The organism is Mucilaginibacter sediminis (assembly GCF_051903035.1).
Lineage (GTDB): Bacteria > Bacteroidota > Bacteroidia > Sphingobacteriales > Sphingobacteriaceae > Mucilaginibacter.
This window is the reverse complement of record NZ_CP170602.1, coordinates 2871785-2887404: the sequence shown is the minus strand read 5'-3', so window position 1 is coordinate 2887404 and position 15620 is coordinate 2871785. Positions and strand designations below refer to the sequence as shown.

Below are 15620 nucleotides of genomic sequence, written 5' to 3'. Positions count from 1 at the left end.
ATGGATTATTTAATTCATTGCCGTTGGCTTCAGCCAACGGACAAAGATTCAACAGGAATGGGGCTTTAGCCCAATTCACCGATATAAACGGCAACCTTAAGCAATATTCGTTTAGCAACAATTTGATTTGCACCCTGCCGCGATGGACGGTTTTCAAATATACATCTGTATCTTTAATTGGCAATGGCAATTTAATATTTCAATTAACGACGATGAAAAATTCTGACATTACTGATCCGCTTTTCCGGCAGGCTGTAGAAGCTATTGAAAATGGTGATATTGAATTATTAACCACTTTAGTAACCGAAAACCAACGGTTGGTACAGGATAAGCTCGATCTTCCCGAGCCCGGTTATTTCCAAAATCCTTACCTGCTTTGGTTTGTGGCAGCTAACCCTATCCGCAATGGCAAGCTGCCTGTAAATATTGTGGCTGTTACCCAGCTACTCATAGGCTTTGTAAAAGAATTTGCTGCCGGTGCCGTGCAACATCAGCTGGATTATGCCCTTGGCCTGGTAGCAACCGGAAGGATCCCCCGCGAATGCGGTGTGCAAATAGCCCTGATGGATGCACTGATTGATGCCGGCGCAAAACCCGGCGGCGGTTTGGGTGCATTGGCCCACGGCAATTTTGACGCCGCCGCACATCTCATTAATCGCGGAGGCAAGCTTACCCTTGCAGCCGCCATCGGGCTGGATAGGATGGACGATGTAATCCGTTTTACAGCAGGGGCTGATAAAGCCGAATTACTGGTGGCCTTAACCGTTGCCGCTTTTTACGGCAAGCCCCCAATGATAACCTACCTGCTAAATTTAGGCGCCGATCCGAATGGCTATCCGGAAAATGGTGCCGGCTTTCATAGCCATGCCACACCACTGCACCAGGCCGTATATTCCGGCTCATTGGAGTGCGTAAAGCTATTGGTTGAAGCAGGGGCAAAGCTGGATGTGCCCGACAAGGTATATCACGGTACACCGCTTGGCTGGGCCCTGCACATGGAAAATGATGAAAGCCCGAATGAAGAGGCTAAGAGGAATTTTGCGGAAATAGCTGCATATTTAAGAAATAACCCGACCTAAACCCGCCCCGGCAGTTATGGTGTGTAAGCAGGTTTTACGAAGGTCCCCTGGGAGGGAAACCAGGAGAGCGGATTGAGGGAGAGTCTTTAGCCCAAAGTCTTAAGTTCTAAGAAGCTTTAAAAAAAACTGATCGTTATTGCTTCACACCCGGGCCTCATGTATTGGAATTTACAAAACAATCTCTTGAACGCCGGTTACAACTCACCCGGTCGAGGCTACGCCCGTCAAGACGCTCTTTACCCGCGCTGGAAAGAGGGTAGTTGTGTTTTATTTGTTGATAATAAGGGAATTAGGAAATATAAATTTTCAAGCCCCTCTTTCCGGCGAAGCCGAAGAGAGGGTGGCGGACGCAGCCTCGCCGGGTGAGTCTTAGCCACCACGCGATATGCATCATCTTCCATTCGTTAAAGCATAAAATCATTGGCAAACCAAATTTAAACAGCTTCTAAACCCGAAAAACAACCTTAGACTTACGACTTAGTACTGTTGACTAAATACTATATATTTGTTTTATTTAAAAATATTAACTACCAGTTGTGTACCACCCCGTACCAGGGCGTACCACCCCGTACCAGGGCGTACCACCCCGTACCAGGGCGTGTCAGGGTGTTTCACCTTGACCGGTACAGTACACTTTGATGCTAAAAAGCCGTCACCTGTTTTTCCCGTTGTTTGGTTTACCGCAGGCAATATCGCTATCTTAGCTTCATACCCGAAAAATATGCCGCCACGCCAAACCATCTCCTTTTTCGATAAGCTAAGTAAACAGGTAATCAGTATCCAGGTTGCCGAATCGGCCCGGTTGCCGCAAAGCGCCGGCTATTGGAATGCCAATACCAACCAGGTATTATTAGGAAGAGATCGATTTAGCGAATGGGAAACATTAACCGGCCACCTGGAGCGGCAGATTGAATTTATCCTGGGATTGCAAAAAGTAACGGGAGAAGCAGGGGGGCAAGAATTAAAAATCAAGAGTTAAGACTTTTGGTACAAGGTCTGAGCAATCATTTATTGGGCGCGTAATTTCACTCCTAACAGAGTGGCTTTCAAAATTACTACCAGCTATAGAGATGTGTACACGCGGTAGCCCTTGTTGGAGATTTAGAGGCCGCCGTTCTCTTTTTATAGCTAAACGCTACCAAGGGCACAACTTTTTGCTCTATCTTTATGGCACCCGATCATCTATTATTTTTATGCCCATCCCAATAAAAAAAATACTCGTTAAAACGCTTAAAATTACAGGTATTACCCTGGTGAGCCTGTTGGCATTAATGTTTTTACTGCCATACCTGTTTCCGCAAACCGTTACCAATAAAATAAAACAGTGGGCGGGCGGCAGTATTAATGGCAAGCTCAATTTTTCGGGCACAAGCCTGTCCTTCTTCAAAAAATTCCCGGCGCTTACGCTTACATTGAATGATTTTTCACTCAATGGCAGCGCCCCTTTTCAAAACGATACGCTGGTAGCAGCAAAAGAGGTATCGCTGGCAATTGACCTTTCCTCGGTATTTAAAAGCAAAATAAACATTAACCGCGTTTACCTGAGCAAAGCCACCATCAATATCCAGGTAGACAGCGCGGGGCACGCCAACTATAACGTGTACAAGGCCAAGCCCGCTCAACCGGCGCAGGCAGCGGATACCGCAAGTGCATCATTGGGTATCGAGCAGATACTGATTGAAAAAAGCCACCTGGTTTATAACGATAAATCGATGCCACTGCTGGTTGATGCCCGCGATTTTAACTACCAGGGCGGCGGCGACCTGAGCAAAGATGTGTTTGACCTGTATACCCATACCGAAATTGGCTCTGTCGATTTTACTTATGGCGGTCAAACCTACATCTACCATAAAAAAGTAAATGCCGATTTGGTTACCAGTATCAATACCAAATCACTTGCTTTTGTGTTTCAAAAAAACAACCTGATGATTAATCAGCTGCCCGTTGATTTTAAAGGCAAGTTTGAGTTTTTGAAAGATGGTTACGATATGGATTTCAGGATAAAATCCGATCAGCAAGACCTGAGCGATATTTTTACCGCCCTGCCTGCCCAGTATGCCAAATGGACTGATGATACCGAACTGAATGGCAACGGGAAAATCACGATGTCGCTTGTTGGTAAGTACATTGCCGCTACCAAACAAATGCCCGACCTGGATTTTAGTATGAAAGTACGCGATGGCTACATCGCCAATAAAAAAACGCCCGAGCCAGTAAAAAACCTGTACCTGAATATGGAGGCCAAAGTGCCGGGCTGTAACCCCGATAGCCTGAACCTTAATATCGACTCGATTTATTTTAATATCGGGAAGGATTACTTTGGGTCGGTTATTAAAGTGAAAGGCGTTAAATCGCCACAGATCTTCGCCAAGATAAATACCGAGATTGACCTGGAAAAATGGAACAAAGCTTTTGGGGTAAAGGCATTTGATGTAAAGGGACGCTACTCGCTGCACATGGTAGCCGAAGGTAAATATGCTACCGGGATAAAGAAAACAGGTATCAGGCATCATATTGATACCGTGATTACCAGTATCCCTAAGTTTACGCTGCATTCTGCTTTCAGGGACGGATATTTTAAATACGCCAACTTGCCAGAGGCCATGAAAAACGTAAGCTTTAACCTTGATGCCAACTGCCCCGACCAAAACCCGGCCCATGCCACCATGGCCATGACTAACCTGAATATTAACGCGCTGAACAACTATATTAAAGGCTATTTAAAACTAAGCAACACCGCGGGTGCCCTGATTGACGCCAACCTGAAAGCAAAATTTGACCTGGCCGATATCAAAAAGTTTTACCCGGTTGATAGCATCGGTTTGCGTGGCAACCTGGATGCCGATGTACAAATCAAAGGCAGGTATATCCCGGCCAACAGGATTTTCCCGGTTACCAACGCGCAGATTGATTTGCACGGCGGCTACATCCAAACCAAATATTACCCGCACCCGGTTGAAAACCTGGAGATCAGCACAGCCATCAGCAACAGCACCGGATCATTAAAAGGCCTGAAGGTGAATATCAAACCGGTATCCTTCACCTTCGAAGGGCAGCCTTTCATGTTGAAAGCCAACCTCAAAAACTTTGATAACCTGGATTATGCCATCAATTCGCACGGATCGTTGGATGTTGGTAAAATTTATAAGGTTTTTGCCATGGCAGGTTACAATGTAAAAGGGCTTATCACCACTAACCTATCCTTAAAAGGCAAGCAAAGCGATGCCATCGCCGGCCGGTATGATCAATTGGCCAACTCGGGTACCATGAAGGTGAAAGATTTAATTTTAACATCCGAATTGTTCCCCAAGCCATTCCTCATTAAAACGGGCCTGTTTAGCTTCAACCAGGATAAAATGAAGTTCGATCAGTTTACCGCCAATTACGGTAAATCGGTTATTGTGCTTAACGGCTCGTTATCCAATGTGATAGATTATGCCGTAAAACCCAATTCACCATTAAAAGGCGAGTTCAATTTAAGTAGTGGCCTTATTATTGCCGATGATTTTACAGCTTTTGCCAGCGGCCCCTCTACCCCAAAAGCGGCCAAATCGGGCGTTATCCTGGTACCCGCCAACCTCGATCTGAATTTTACTGCCGATGTTAAAAAAGTAAAATATAACGGCCTGGACATTAATGATGCCAAAGGGCAAATGAGCGTAAGCAAAGGCCAGATAGTTTTAAAACAAACCGGCTTTACCCTGATAGGCGCGCCGGTAGTAATGGATGCTACCTATGGCAGTATCAGCCCGCAAAAAGCTTATTTTGATTACCATATTGATGCCAAAGATTTTGACATTAAAAAGGCTTATAAAGAAGTGAAATTATTTCACGACATGGCCTCATCTGCAGCAAATGCCGAGGGTATCGTATCGTTGGATTATAAATTAAGCGGCAAGCTTAACGGCGATATGAAGCCCATTTATCCATCGCTGAAAGGTGGGGGAGTGCTATCTGTAAAGAAGGTAAAAGTAAAAGGGTTTAAATTGTTTAGCGCCGTAGGCAAAACAACCGGGCGCGATAGCCTGGGTGGCAAAAATGATGTAAGCAAGGTTGATATTAAAACTACTATAGCCAATAATATCATCACCATTCAGCGTACCAAAATGAGGATGGCCGGCTTCCGTCCGAGGTTTGAGGGGCAGGTAAGTTTTGATGGCAAGCTAAACCTGCAATTCCGCCTTGGCCTACCGCCATTGGGTATCTTTGGTATCCCGATGACCATTACAGGTACCCAGGAAAAACCGATAGTTCATTTAGGCAAAGGCAAAAAAGAAGACGAGCTAAAGGAGACGCCGGAAGGGGAGTAGGGGGAGGATTTCGGAATAAGGATTTTCGATTTCGGATTTTTGCTTAAATCATCCACTTTGAACGGTGGCTACGACTCGCCCAGGCTACGCTGCGCTGAAATAAAGAGCAACGGAAAACTTTTCAAGCCCCTCTTTCCTGCGCAGCAGAAGAAAGGGTAACGGGCGTAGCCTCGTCGGGTGAGTCTTCGCCGCCTTGATATGCCAGTTTACTACGGTATCAAATCCATCAGCTTCAACACATCCTTAGCCTTATACTCGCTTAACCAGGTATTACCGGGCTGGATGCTGCATACAGGGGCAAACTTGCAGCGGTCGGTACATTCGGTTTCTATTACTTCAATTTCGCTATCGCCGTGGTAATGTTTGGCGTATGAGCGGGCCAGCTTGTACATATCTTTTCCACCCCTTTTGCCGCATTTGCTACCGGTGCACACATACAATACTTTGTCGGGAATGGTAAATTTACTCATAGCGGGTTTTATTAAGGTATGTTGATATTAACAAAGTTAGTACAATTATGTTGCACCCGGTTTGCAAGATTAGGCAGGGTTGCAGGATGATCTTACTTATTCAACTTCGCCTTTATTACTTTGGCAGCCTGCGTATAGCCGCCTTCGGCACCGTCGACAAAATGAATGTGGCCATCGTCGAGGTCACGTACGTAGCACGACATTACAGATTCGCTACTTACATGCAGGCCATAGCATAGCTCGCTGTCGGTTTCCATTTTGTCCAGTCTGCTTTGTAGATTCCTTCGCTGCGATGAGGTACCACTTATTACGGTATTTATCTTACCGTCGATTACCAGCGTGTCCGACATTTCTACAAGTTTTTCCAGGTAGTGCTTACCTTTCCTGGTAGTAAAAAAGATAAAGCCATATAAATTGGTCAGCCAGGCTATTATCAGTTTAAAAAACGGCACCTTTCCTATACTCACCCGCATCTCGGTACCAATACGGTTAAAGGTGGTTTTAAGCTTCAGTTGGGGTACCGATATAGGAGTCCGCTTTTTCTCATCGCCATAAACCTCATCTATATGGCACATTACTTTTCTGAAAACTTCCGGTTGCCGGTCTTCATCCGAAGCGATAACCAGTAGCGACAGTACTTCGTTGGTGTTTTCGGGCGGGGCTATTTTATCCCAGCGGCATTGCATCCCGGTAAGGTCAAGTTCGTTTAATTGGGCCTCATAATTTAACAATCCCTGGCGCCCTTTAATAACCTTTTCGGCATAGCTTAACCCATTGCCCAAAACAACGGGGATTGAAAACGCTTCGGAAATGCGATGTTTGGCTATCCGGAGCTTGTATCCCTCGTGATAAACCTGTTTTACCGGCAGGGTGCCGGTACGCAGGTCAATCTGAAAATTAGTTAGGGTGTTTTCGCTGTACAACACAAGCGCCTGCATTGCTTCACCCAGAATAACCGGCGGCACCATAAACGTTGCGCCGTCGCCACCAAAAAAGAAGGGGACGGTAACATTAGCTTTTAAAGCAATGTTAAGTACGGCGACTATACTGCCGGTAGCAATGAGGTTTACATTTTGCGATCCGCCTGCAAGCACTGCCTGTGTTGAGCCCTTAATATCGGTTAGGACGACATGCCAATCATCAGGGACATCCCTAAATAAATCTTCTCTAATAAAAAGATTGCCAAGCGGGATGTTGTTAACCGGCAGGCTGCTATAAAATTGATGTTGATTTGCTGACATGAATGTATAAATATACCAACCATATTAAATTAAACCGACTGGTTTTTGCCAACATGCTTTTTTATTGTTTTTGGCCGGTTTAATCGAATTACGAAAAAGCGTGCGGCAGCGATTAAGAAAATAAAAATATTATTTGCGTAACTCATGGGTTAGCCATAAACTTGATTAACGCATAATTAACCCTTAAAGCCACTTAATCTGAAGATATAGTATGAAAGCAATTGAAATTATCTCCATCCCGGTAACCAACCAACAGGCTGCAAAAGTTTTTTACCAACAACTGGGTTTTGAAGTTATTGTAGAAGCGCCGTTTGGGCCAAACGGTTCGCAATGGATCCAAATGGGATACCCGGATTCGGCTGTTACTATCACCCTGGTAAACTGGTTTCCCGATATGCCCGCTGGCAGCGTGCGCGGCTTTGTAATTAAAACCGACGACATGGATGCCGACATTGCCGATCTTACCGCCAAAGGTATCCAATTAGGTAAAGTTGACGAAACCCCATGGGGCAAATTCCTGAACATCAAAGATCCGGACGGAAATGTGATGAGTTTGCATGGGGAATGAGCTTCAGATGTGCAGATATCAAATTTTAGATGTGCAGATTTTTGTCTGAACTCGGATTAAGCAGATTTGTCAGATTTTTTGGATTTTGATTTGCAAAATCAGAAAAATCCTTTAATCTGTTTAATCCGAGTATAGAAAACATTCAAAACCGATGAAAATTATGCTCTCAATCTGCACATCTGAAATCTAAAATCTGCACATTTGAAAAATGTTCAAAAAGTATTCCTCGCTACTCCTTATCATCATTCTCCTGCTCTGGGCTTGCAACCCCAAGCCAGAATACCTTTATAAAGTGGTAAAAATAAAAGATGGCGATACCATTGGCCTGCTTAGCAGCGATAACCGGCAAATGACTGTAAGGCTGGCCGAAGTGGATTGTCCCGAAAAAACACAGGCCTTTGGGCAGGCAGCTAAAAAGTTTACTTCGGATTTGTGCTTTGGCAAGTATGTAAAACTGGTAGGTAACGTGCATGACCGTTATGGCCGCACCGTTGCATTGGTTATTTTGGAGGACGGCACCAATGTAAATTACCAGCTGGTAAAAAGCGGTTACGCCTGGCAATACAAGCAATACTCGCAAAATGCCCAGCTGGCAGGGTATGAGCAGGAGGCCCGCCAAAGCAGGCTGGGCCTTTGGGCCGATGCCAACCCGACACCGCCATGGGAGTACCGGCGGGAGAAAAAGCCGGCATACCACATCGGCCAAACCGACAGCCTGCAGCACAAACCAAAAAAACATTACCACAAGCGTAAACCAAAGCTTGAAGAAGTATATTAAAACCTTAACTTTATAGTCGATATCCCCCTCATTTGACTGATGAAATTTATAAAAGCGTTTTTTTCCATAACCTTTACCCTTGCTCTCATCTGGGTGCTGCAAACCAAAATTGGCCCGGTACCGCCGGTTGGCAGGTTTTTAAGCCCGGCGGATGGTTTTTGGCAAAATGCCGAGAGTAAGCATATTTTAGCTTCGCGTACATTAAATCTTCCAGGGCTTACCGGCAAGGTTGTTATCAAATATGATGAAAACCGCATCCCCCATATATTTGCCGAAAACGAACACGATTTGTACTACGCTCAGGGTTATGTAACCGCAACGGAGCGCCTTTGGCAACTGGACATACAAACCCGGAGTGCTGCAGGGAGGCTTGCCGAAATTGCAGGCCCGCAGGCTTTGGAGATTGACCGTTACCACCGCCGCATGGGCATGGTTTACGGCGCCGAAAATTCGTTGAAAGAAATGATGGCGGCCAAACCCATCCGCGAAATGATTTTGGCTTATACAGATGGCATCAACGCCTACATACACCAGCTTGGCCCGCGCGAATATCCGCTGGAGTTTAAATTACTGGATTATGCCCCCGAAGATTTTAAACCTATCAATTGCGCCTTTTTATTAAAGCTGATGTCCGAAACGCTGGCGGGTGGCTCCAACGAGTTTGCCATGAGTAATGTGCTGAAAAAGTTTGGCGCCAATGCTACTAACAACCTGTTCCCGGATTATCCTATGCGCGAAGATCCTATTATTCCCGCAGGTACCAAATGGAACTTTAAGCCATTGTCTATCCCAAAACCATCCGGCAGTTTTTTGGCAGCTATGAATGATAGCGCCAAACGAGTAGTAAAAGAGGAAGGCATTGGCAGTAATAACTGGGCGGTTGCAGGCAGCAAAACTGCTAATGGTTACCCTATTTTGGCTAATGACCCGCACCTGAATTTAACCTATCCATCCATCTGGTTCCAGCTGCAGCTTTCGGCGCCGGGGGTAAATGTGTATGGTGTAAGTTTGCCGGGAGCGCCCAGCATTATATTGGGTTTTAACAACAACATTAGCTGGGGCATTACCAACGTAGATGCCGATGTGCTTGATTGGTACCAGGTTAAATTCAAGGATGATAAAAAGAACGAATACTGGTATAATAACCGGTGGAATAAAACCACCCGCAGGATAGAGGTAATTAATATCCGCGGCCAAAAACCTTTAATTGATACTGTTATTTACACCCATCACGGGCCGGTAGTTTACGAAGATAAAAGTAAAGCCACCGCGCATACCCCCGGTTTTGTGCCCATTGGCGATGCCCTGCGATGGATAGCGCACGACAAATCAAACGAGTTGATGACGATGTACATCCTGAACCATGGTAAAAACTACGACGATTACCGCAAGGCGCTTACTTATTTTAATGCCCCGGCTTCCAACTTTGTATTTGCCAGCAAGGATAAAGATATCGCCATAACCCCCAACGGTAAATTCCCGCTGAAATATAAAGACCAGGGCAAGTTTATACTGGATGGCACCGACCCGGCCGACGACTGGCACGGCTGGATCCCGTTTGATCAAAACCCAACGGTTAAAAACCCGCCGCGTGGGTTTGTAAGTTCGGCCAACCAATCATCAACAGATCAAACGTACCCGTACTATATCAACTGGCAGTTTGCGCCCTACCAGCGCGGCAAGCGCATTAACGACAGGCTTAGCGTGATGCACAACGCTACTGTAGATAGTATGCGGATATTACAGACGGATGTATACAGCATCCGTGCCCGGGATGTGATGCCTGTGCTGCTAAAATATCTTGATGCCAGCAAGCTGGATAAAACCCAAACTGTAGCTTATAATACCGTGAAAAACTGGGATAAAAACTTCGCAATAAGTTCAGTTGGTGCAACCATTTTTAATGCATGGTGGCTTAAAATATATAATATGATATGGAATGATGATTTTGCCGCCAAAAAGCTGCGGGATAATTACCCATCAATGGACCGTACCGAAAAACTGATAGCCAAAGAGCCCAATTCAAAATGGTTTGATGATACCCGTACCCCGGTTAAAGAAACCTGTACCGAGATTATAAATGCAGCGTTTACCAACGTGGTTGATGATATGGTACACAAATACGGTCAGCCCGGCAAAGCCTGGCAATGGGGGATGGTTAAAAAAATGGAGATAGCCCACCTTACCAACCAGGAAGCCCTAAGCTCGGGAAATTTTGAATCGGGCGGAACAGGATCAACCATCAACGCCTTAAATAACGGGCACGGCCCATCGTGGCGCATGGTGGTACAAATGGGGCCTACGGTAAAAGGCTACGGCATCTTCCCCGGTGGCGAAAGCGGGAATCCCGGCAGCTTTTATTACGATGATATGCTCAAAACCTGGCAAAACGGCGAGCTGAAAGAATTGCTGTTCATGCAATCGCCAACCGAAAAATCAAGCCGTATTAAAACGACCTTAACCATCAGCAATCAAAAATAAGCTTATGTTATTCCTCATCATCCTCATATTATCTTTTGCAAGCGGTTTCTTTTTACCCTGGTGGGTTGTGGCCATAGCCGCGTTTTTGGCCGCGTTGTTTGCCGGTAAAACAGCAAGGCAGGCATTTATCTCGGGCTTTGGCGCTGTGTTTATTGTATGGGTGGTGCTGGCCCTGTTTAAAAGTATCCCTAACGATCACATTTTGGCCAAACGCATAGCCGCATTGTTTCATTTGCCGTCATGGTGGTTAATATTGGTTATTACTGGTGTAGTTGGTGGTTTGGTGGCGGGTTTTGCGGCCTTATCGGGATTGTTGGTTAAAAAGGCCTTTGAAAAGGAAGAGGTAGTTTAATAAACAGATACCAGATAAATGGGCCGCTCCTACGGAACTTTAAACAGGTATGGTTGCGTTGTCCACGGGTTGAAACCCGTGGCTAATAAATGCCCCGTCCGCTATGCGGACTTTGATGCGGGGGACAGAATACATTATATGTAAGGTGAGAAGCTATCTAAAAACGAGATTTATTCATTGCCGTTGACTTTAGTCAACGGTAAAAGAAGGTATCATTGCTGGCTTTAACCAAATTATTCAGTGGAATTTGGCTAAAGCCATTCTCTTTTTAGTCATTATTCCGTTGACTAAAGTCAACGGCAATGATTTATATATGATACATAAATAATCTAAATCAAATTTAGGAGGTTCTTAGAATTGGAAACTTTCGGCTCAATTCTGAATGAATTGTATTATCGGGCATCTGTCCTTAATTCATCAAGTTTTGCGCTTGCAGTTCCCCAAGGGCGTAGCCCTGGCACATTTTGTAGCAACGGGTTTCAACCCGTTGAATACATAAACAATAACAATTTAGTGCCATCGGCACGGCTCATTTTAATAGTCCCGCATCACCAAGATGGAAACCAATTATATATAAATTATCTACCCAAACCCGCTACACAAGATTGTGCTAAAATTAGGGGGGGGCAAATTTTTTTTACCATAAAATTTATCAAAGCGACACCACTTTCCAAATCCCTCATTAAAATTCATTAGCTTTGATATAACCGCTTATAAAATCAGCCAAACATGAGGATAAAAGTAATACCCACGTTACTTGTCATCTTAGTTTTTGTTTTTTTGACCGTATTTTACTCCAAAAATAACGCGCCTGTTGATGGTGTAATATCAGTGGGCTTCCCCTGGCTTGCTTATTGGGACCTTGGTGGGAAAACAGCCGACCATCGGCGCCATGAATATTTTTCTTCTCTTTGCTTATTGAATTTAGGCATTGCCTCACTCAGCATAGTAACCTGTAACGTGATGTTTCATTTACTATACCTCCGAAAGAACTATCTAACCACTTATAAAACCAGCTAAGCCATGAAATTAGTATCCTACAAAACCGAAGACCGGGAGCATTTGGGCGTTTTTGTGAACGGCCATATTTATAACCTCAACTCCTGCGATAAGCTGATACCCGATAATATGAACGAGTTTTTGTGGGGCGGCGATGAGCTGATGGATCACGCACGCAGGGTACACGCCGCAATCAGCAGCGGTAGCATGGAAGCTAAAGAAGAGTTGTTTTTTGAGTTAATGGCCCCCGTGCCTCACCCATCATCATGTCGCGATGCCTACGCCTTCAGGCAGCATGTAGAAACCGCCCGCCGTAACCGTGGTGTTGCCATGATCCCCGAATTTGACCAATACCCTATATTTTATTTTACCAACCATAACGCCATACAAGGCGCCGGTGAAATTGAATGCATGCCCGATCATTTTGATAAGCTTGATTTTGAACTGGAAGTAGCTGTTGTGCTTAATAAAAAAGGCCGCAACATCAGGGCGGTTGATGCGGATAATTTTATTGCCGGGTTTATGATCATGAACGATATGAGCGCCCGCACCCTGCAAATGGAAGAGATGCTGCTAAACCTTGGGCCTGCAAAAGGAAAAGATTTTTCGACCGTGATTGGCCCCTGGCTGGTGACGCCTGATGAACTGGAGAAATATAAGGTACCGGCCAAACCGGGCCATACAGGCAATGCCTATAACCTGGACATGAAATGCGTGGTAAATGGTAAACAGGTATCTGCCGGTAATATGGCCGATATGGAATGGACCTTCGCCGAGATCATCGAGCGTTGCGCCTATGGATGCGATGTATTGCCCGGCGATGTGATAGGATCCGGAACGGTTGGTACGGGTTGTTTCCTGGAACTAAACGGAACGGGATTATCAAACGACGCAACTTATCAGCCTCAGTGGCTAAAAGATGGCGACCTGGTAGAAATGGAAGTTACCGGCCTGGGTATGCTTGGTAATATAATTACAAAGGCAAAAGACGATTTTTCGATACTAAGCTTGAAGAAGAAATAGTTCGAAGTCTAAAGTTCGAAGTCTTAAGTTTTAAGTCACAACCAAATCAGACTCAAAACTTAAGACTTCGGACTTTAGACTATTTAAAGGCTTTTAAAGCATCTTTCAAGTCCTTAACCTCTTCCGAGTCGTTTTTGGCGCTTGCAAAAATATCCTGCGAAGAATCGGTATTGCCATAATAATTTTCGTCGGCGTTGTTATCGATATTCAGGCCCGAGCCATTTAGGCTGATGCCTGCAAAAAGACCACGGCTGCGCGAATAAGAATAAATTTCGGCCTCCAGTTTGTAATCGGTAGTGGCCGATTTATTGCGGTTAACCGGGCCGGCCGCGGCCGATATATCGCCGCCAATGGTGAAATTGCCTTTTTTGATATCAGTTAACACGTTTTTGTGACGGAACACCAGGATCAGATCAACAGATTGTACACCTATCTGGAACCCAACACTGCCGCCTGTAAGGGTGATAAAAACAGGATCGCTCCATTTACCATCGGCAAGCTTCACCATAGCCACGCCCTTGCCGCGTTTACCGCCAATACCCAGGCCTGCATTAATCAATTTTGGGATAATTACGATGCCTTCATATTTTTTCATCAACTCGGCCGGGATGCTTTCTTTCATCTCGGCAAAGTTTTTCAGCACATTGGCCGAATTTTGGATCCGCTCCGTTTCCTTATCGTCGGCTTTGGCCGATATCAACACAAAAAACAGGCTTAATATTAACGGGAATTTTAACAGTTTTAACGTTTTCATGGGGTGTATAAATTAAATGCAATGTTAGCAATTAACGTAAGCAACTCATAAAACGTGCAGTTGTTTGTGTTATTTATTAACCTTTGTGTGACTTACGGGAGAATCGCGGTAAATAAATCTGTAACTTAAATCAATGGCGATGAAGTTAAATAACTCATCGCCATTGATTTGTTTAGGCTAAAGCCTAACCCGGTTGCTTTTTTTTAGCGGAAAAATAAGCGGGTATTTGCTGGAATTGCAATGCTTAGAACGCATTCAACGTTTCCTTTAATCCAATAACCGACTCTTTTTTACTGGTAGATATGGCGAAAATATCCTTTGACGAATCGTTATTTCCGTAAAAACTGGCATTAGCCTTTTTGTCGATACCAAGGTTCGAGCCATTGATGGTAATGCCGGCAAATAAGCCCCGGCTGCGCGAGTACGAGTATATCTCGGCCTCCAGTTTGTGATCGGTACTGGCTGTCGAGCTGCGGCCAACCGGGCCGGCTGCTGCCGAGATATCGCCACCAATGGTAAAGTCGCCGTTTTTAACTTTGGTTAACACGCCCTTATGACGGAACACCAAAACCAGGTCGACTGATTGGACGCCAACCTGCAAGCCAAAGCTGCCGCCGGTTAAGGTTACAAATACCGGGTTGCTCCATTTACCGTCGGGCAGCTTAACCATAGCCACGCCTTTGCCGCGTTTGCCACCAATGCCTAAACCGGCATTGATTAGTTTGGGTATAATTACAATGCCCTCGTATTGTTGAAGCAATTGGCGCGGGATGCTTTCTTTCATCTTGCTAAAATCCTTCAATACATTTGTGGCACTATGCACACGTTCGTTTTCCTTGTCGCCGGCTTTGGCCGATACCAGAACAAAGAAGAGGCTAAGCATCAATGGGATAGCCAAAAATTTTATCGTTTTCATGGGGTATGATATTTAATGTAATTGTTAATATATAATCAACCCATAAACCCCATTGGTTGTTTTTAAATTAAATTATTTAACTGTATTGTTATCTCCGTTCAATTTTACAAATAAAACAACAGGCCTGGGCATTGCGTGCATGCAGGTATTCGATGTCAGGATACTGGTCAAATAACTCGTTTATAAGCTCATCCACATCGGCATCACCAACCAAACGGGTTACGGCCATCATCTGATCTTTATTGTATCCGATAAGCGATAGCGGGAAGCTTTGTTTATTGGCCTTAATCTCGGGCGGGAAGCGGAATATATCGCTGTATTCTTCTACATCGGCGGCGTGTATAAATATTGGCCCGGGTTGATTGTAGGCATTCTCAACCTCAAAGGGCGAGTGTTTAAATAATAGCCTATTATCAACCCCTTTGTTAAACGGTTTTAAGGAGATGCGACAAGGGCCAAGGCCGGTTGCAGGTTGTTCAATAACCGGGTTGCCAAAATCATCGGTCATGGTTGTTTTTATTTTTTGAACGAAAGCTTTGGATAGCGGGACGATTTTAAAATTGTTCATGATATTGTTTTTTATATAGATCAAAGGTGGCGCAAGGGGGAATGAGTTCAAACCCGGAACTTGCGGAAATCGATTTGCAAG

14 protein-coding genes are annotated in these 15620 nt (G+C 44.9%); 9 read left to right on the top strand and 5 right to left on the bottom strand.

What is annotated here, in order from left to right; translation table 11 throughout:
* The first annotated feature begins 212 nt into the window (after window positions 1-212).
* From ACFGVS_RS11405 to ACFGVS_RS11395, 3 genes are all read left to right on the top strand, one after another.
* Window positions 213-1079 (top strand): ankyrin repeat domain-containing protein, encoded by an 867-nt coding sequence (locus ACFGVS_RS11405; protein ID WP_439698706.1) that lies wholly within the window; start codon window positions 213-215, stop codon window positions 1077-1079.
* A gap of 505 nt (window positions 1080-1584) precedes the next feature.
* Complete coding sequence (locus ACFGVS_RS11400) at window positions 1585-2058, top strand: hypothetical protein (RefSeq protein ID WP_439698705.1); 474 nt, start codon at window positions 1585-1587, stop codon at window positions 2056-2058.
* A 214-nt stretch (window positions 2059-2272) separates the two neighbouring features.
* Window positions 2273-5389: an AsmA family protein gene (locus tag ACFGVS_RS11395; RefSeq protein ID WP_439698704.1), complete on the top strand. Its 3117-nt coding sequence runs from the start codon at window positions 2273-2275 to the stop codon at window positions 5387-5389.
* 209 nt (window positions 5390-5598) lie between these two features.
* On the opposite strand, the gene ACFGVS_RS11390 is transcribed toward ACFGVS_RS11395, so the two are convergent.
* The gene (locus ACFGVS_RS11390) at window positions 5599-5859 is read right to left on the bottom strand and encodes a (2Fe-2S) ferredoxin domain-containing protein (RefSeq protein ID WP_090644975.1); all 261 of its coding nucleotides are present in this window, start codon (window positions 5857-5859) and stop codon (window positions 5599-5601) included.
* 92 nt (window positions 5860-5951) lie between these two features.
* Window positions 5952-7100 (bottom strand): DUF3095 family protein, encoded by a 1149-nt coding sequence (locus ACFGVS_RS11385; RefSeq protein WP_439698703.1) that lies wholly within the window; start codon window positions 7098-7100, stop codon window positions 5952-5954.
* Window positions 7101-7311: 211 nt separating this feature from the next.
* Between ACFGVS_RS11385 and ACFGVS_RS11380 the strand changes: the two genes are divergently transcribed.
* From ACFGVS_RS11380 to ACFGVS_RS11355, 6 genes are all read left to right on the top strand, one after another.
* Entirely contained in the window at window positions 7312-7668 is a 357-nt protein-coding gene (locus ACFGVS_RS11380) for a glyoxalase superfamily protein (protein ID WP_439698702.1), read from the top strand.
* Between the two features lie 208 nt (window positions 7669-7876).
* Window positions 7877-8446, top strand: a complete 570-nt coding sequence (locus ACFGVS_RS11375) for a thermonuclease family protein (RefSeq protein ID WP_090644984.1) — start codon at window positions 7877-7879, stop codon at window positions 8444-8446.
* 39 nt (window positions 8447-8485) lie between these two features.
* Window positions 8486-10927, top strand: coding sequence for a penicillin acylase family protein (locus tag ACFGVS_RS11370; RefSeq protein ID WP_090644986.1), 2442 nt, complete (start codon window positions 8486-8488; stop codon window positions 10925-10927).
* A 4-nt stretch (window positions 10928-10931) separates the two neighbouring features.
* The gene (locus ACFGVS_RS11365; RefSeq protein WP_090644989.1) at window positions 10932-11279 is read left to right on the top strand and encodes a hypothetical protein; all 348 of its coding nucleotides are present in this window, start codon (window positions 10932-10934) and stop codon (window positions 11277-11279) included.
* Window positions 11280-12008: 729 nt separating this feature from the next.
* Window positions 12009-12299 carry a hypothetical protein gene (locus tag ACFGVS_RS11360; RefSeq protein WP_439698701.1) on the top strand — a complete coding sequence of 97 codons (291 nt, stop codon included), beginning with the start codon at window positions 12009-12011 and terminating at the stop codon, window positions 12297-12299.
* Between the two features lie 3 nt (window positions 12300-12302).
* Window positions 12303-13301 (top strand): fumarylacetoacetate hydrolase family protein, encoded by a 999-nt coding sequence (locus ACFGVS_RS11355; RefSeq protein ID WP_439698700.1) that lies wholly within the window; start codon window positions 12303-12305, stop codon window positions 13299-13301.
* Window positions 13302-13380: 79 nt separating this feature from the next.
* Here the strand turns inward: ACFGVS_RS11355 and ACFGVS_RS11350 are convergent, their stop codons facing one another.
* The 3 genes from ACFGVS_RS11350 to ACFGVS_RS11340 all read right to left on the bottom strand — a co-directional run bounded on the left by ACFGVS_RS11350 (window position 13381) and on the right by ACFGVS_RS11340 (window position 15539).
* A complete protein-coding gene (locus tag ACFGVS_RS11350; protein WP_439698699.1) occupies window positions 13381-14055 on the bottom strand; it encodes a lipid-binding SYLF domain-containing protein in 675 nt (224 codons plus the stop codon).
* A 244-nt stretch (window positions 14056-14299) separates the two neighbouring features.
* Window positions 14300-14971 (bottom strand): lipid-binding SYLF domain-containing protein, encoded by a 672-nt coding sequence (locus tag ACFGVS_RS11345; protein ID WP_439698698.1) that lies wholly within the window; start codon window positions 14969-14971, stop codon window positions 14300-14302.
* Between the two features lie 88 nt (window positions 14972-15059).
* On the bottom strand, window positions 15060-15539 hold the full coding sequence (locus ACFGVS_RS11340) for a DUF1203 domain-containing protein (protein WP_439698697.1): 480 nt from the start codon (window positions 15537-15539) through the stop codon (window positions 15060-15062).
* Window positions 15540-15620 lie beyond the last annotated feature (81 nt).

Coding starts and splice junctions, on each gene's coding strand:
- ACFGVS_RS11405 (WP_439698706.1), top strand. CDS start 213: ATGAAAAATTCTGACATTACTGATCCGCTTTTCCGGCAGGCTGTAGAA.
- ACFGVS_RS11395 (WP_439698704.1), top strand. CDS start 2,273: ATGCCCATCCCAATAAAAAAAATACTCGTTAAAACGCTTAAAATTACA.
- ACFGVS_RS11390 (WP_090644975.1), bottom strand. CDS start 5,859: ATGAGTAAATTTACCATTCCCGACAAAGTATTGTATGTGTGCACCGGT.
- ACFGVS_RS11385 (WP_439698703.1), bottom strand. CDS start 7,100: ATGTCAGCAAATCAACATCAATTTTATAGCAGCCTGCCGGTTAACAAC.
- ACFGVS_RS11380 (WP_439698702.1), top strand. CDS start 7,312: ATGAAAGCAATTGAAATTATCTCCATCCCGGTAACCAACCAACAGGCT.
- ACFGVS_RS11375 (WP_090644984.1), top strand. CDS start 7,877: ATGTTCAAAAAGTATTCCTCGCTACTCCTTATCATCATTCTCCTGCTC.
- ACFGVS_RS11370 (WP_090644986.1), top strand. CDS start 8,486: ATGAAATTTATAAAAGCGTTTTTTTCCATAACCTTTACCCTTGCTCTC.
- ACFGVS_RS11365 (WP_090644989.1), top strand. CDS start 10,932: ATGTTATTCCTCATCATCCTCATATTATCTTTTGCAAGCGGTTTCTTT.
- ACFGVS_RS11360 (WP_439698701.1), top strand. CDS start 12,009: ATGAGGATAAAAGTAATACCCACGTTACTTGTCATCTTAGTTTTTGTT.
- ACFGVS_RS11355 (WP_439698700.1), top strand. CDS start 12,303: ATGAAATTAGTATCCTACAAAACCGAAGACCGGGAGCATTTGGGCGTT.
- ACFGVS_RS11350 (WP_439698699.1), bottom strand. CDS start 14,055: ATGAAAACGTTAAAACTGTTAAAATTCCCGTTAATATTAAGCCTGTTT.
- ACFGVS_RS11345 (WP_439698698.1), bottom strand. CDS start 14,971: ATGAAAACGATAAAATTTTTGGCTATCCCATTGATGCTTAGCCTCTTC.
- ACFGVS_RS11340 (WP_439698697.1), bottom strand. CDS start 15,539: ATGAACAATTTTAAAATCGTCCCGCTATCCAAAGCTTTCGTTCAAAAA.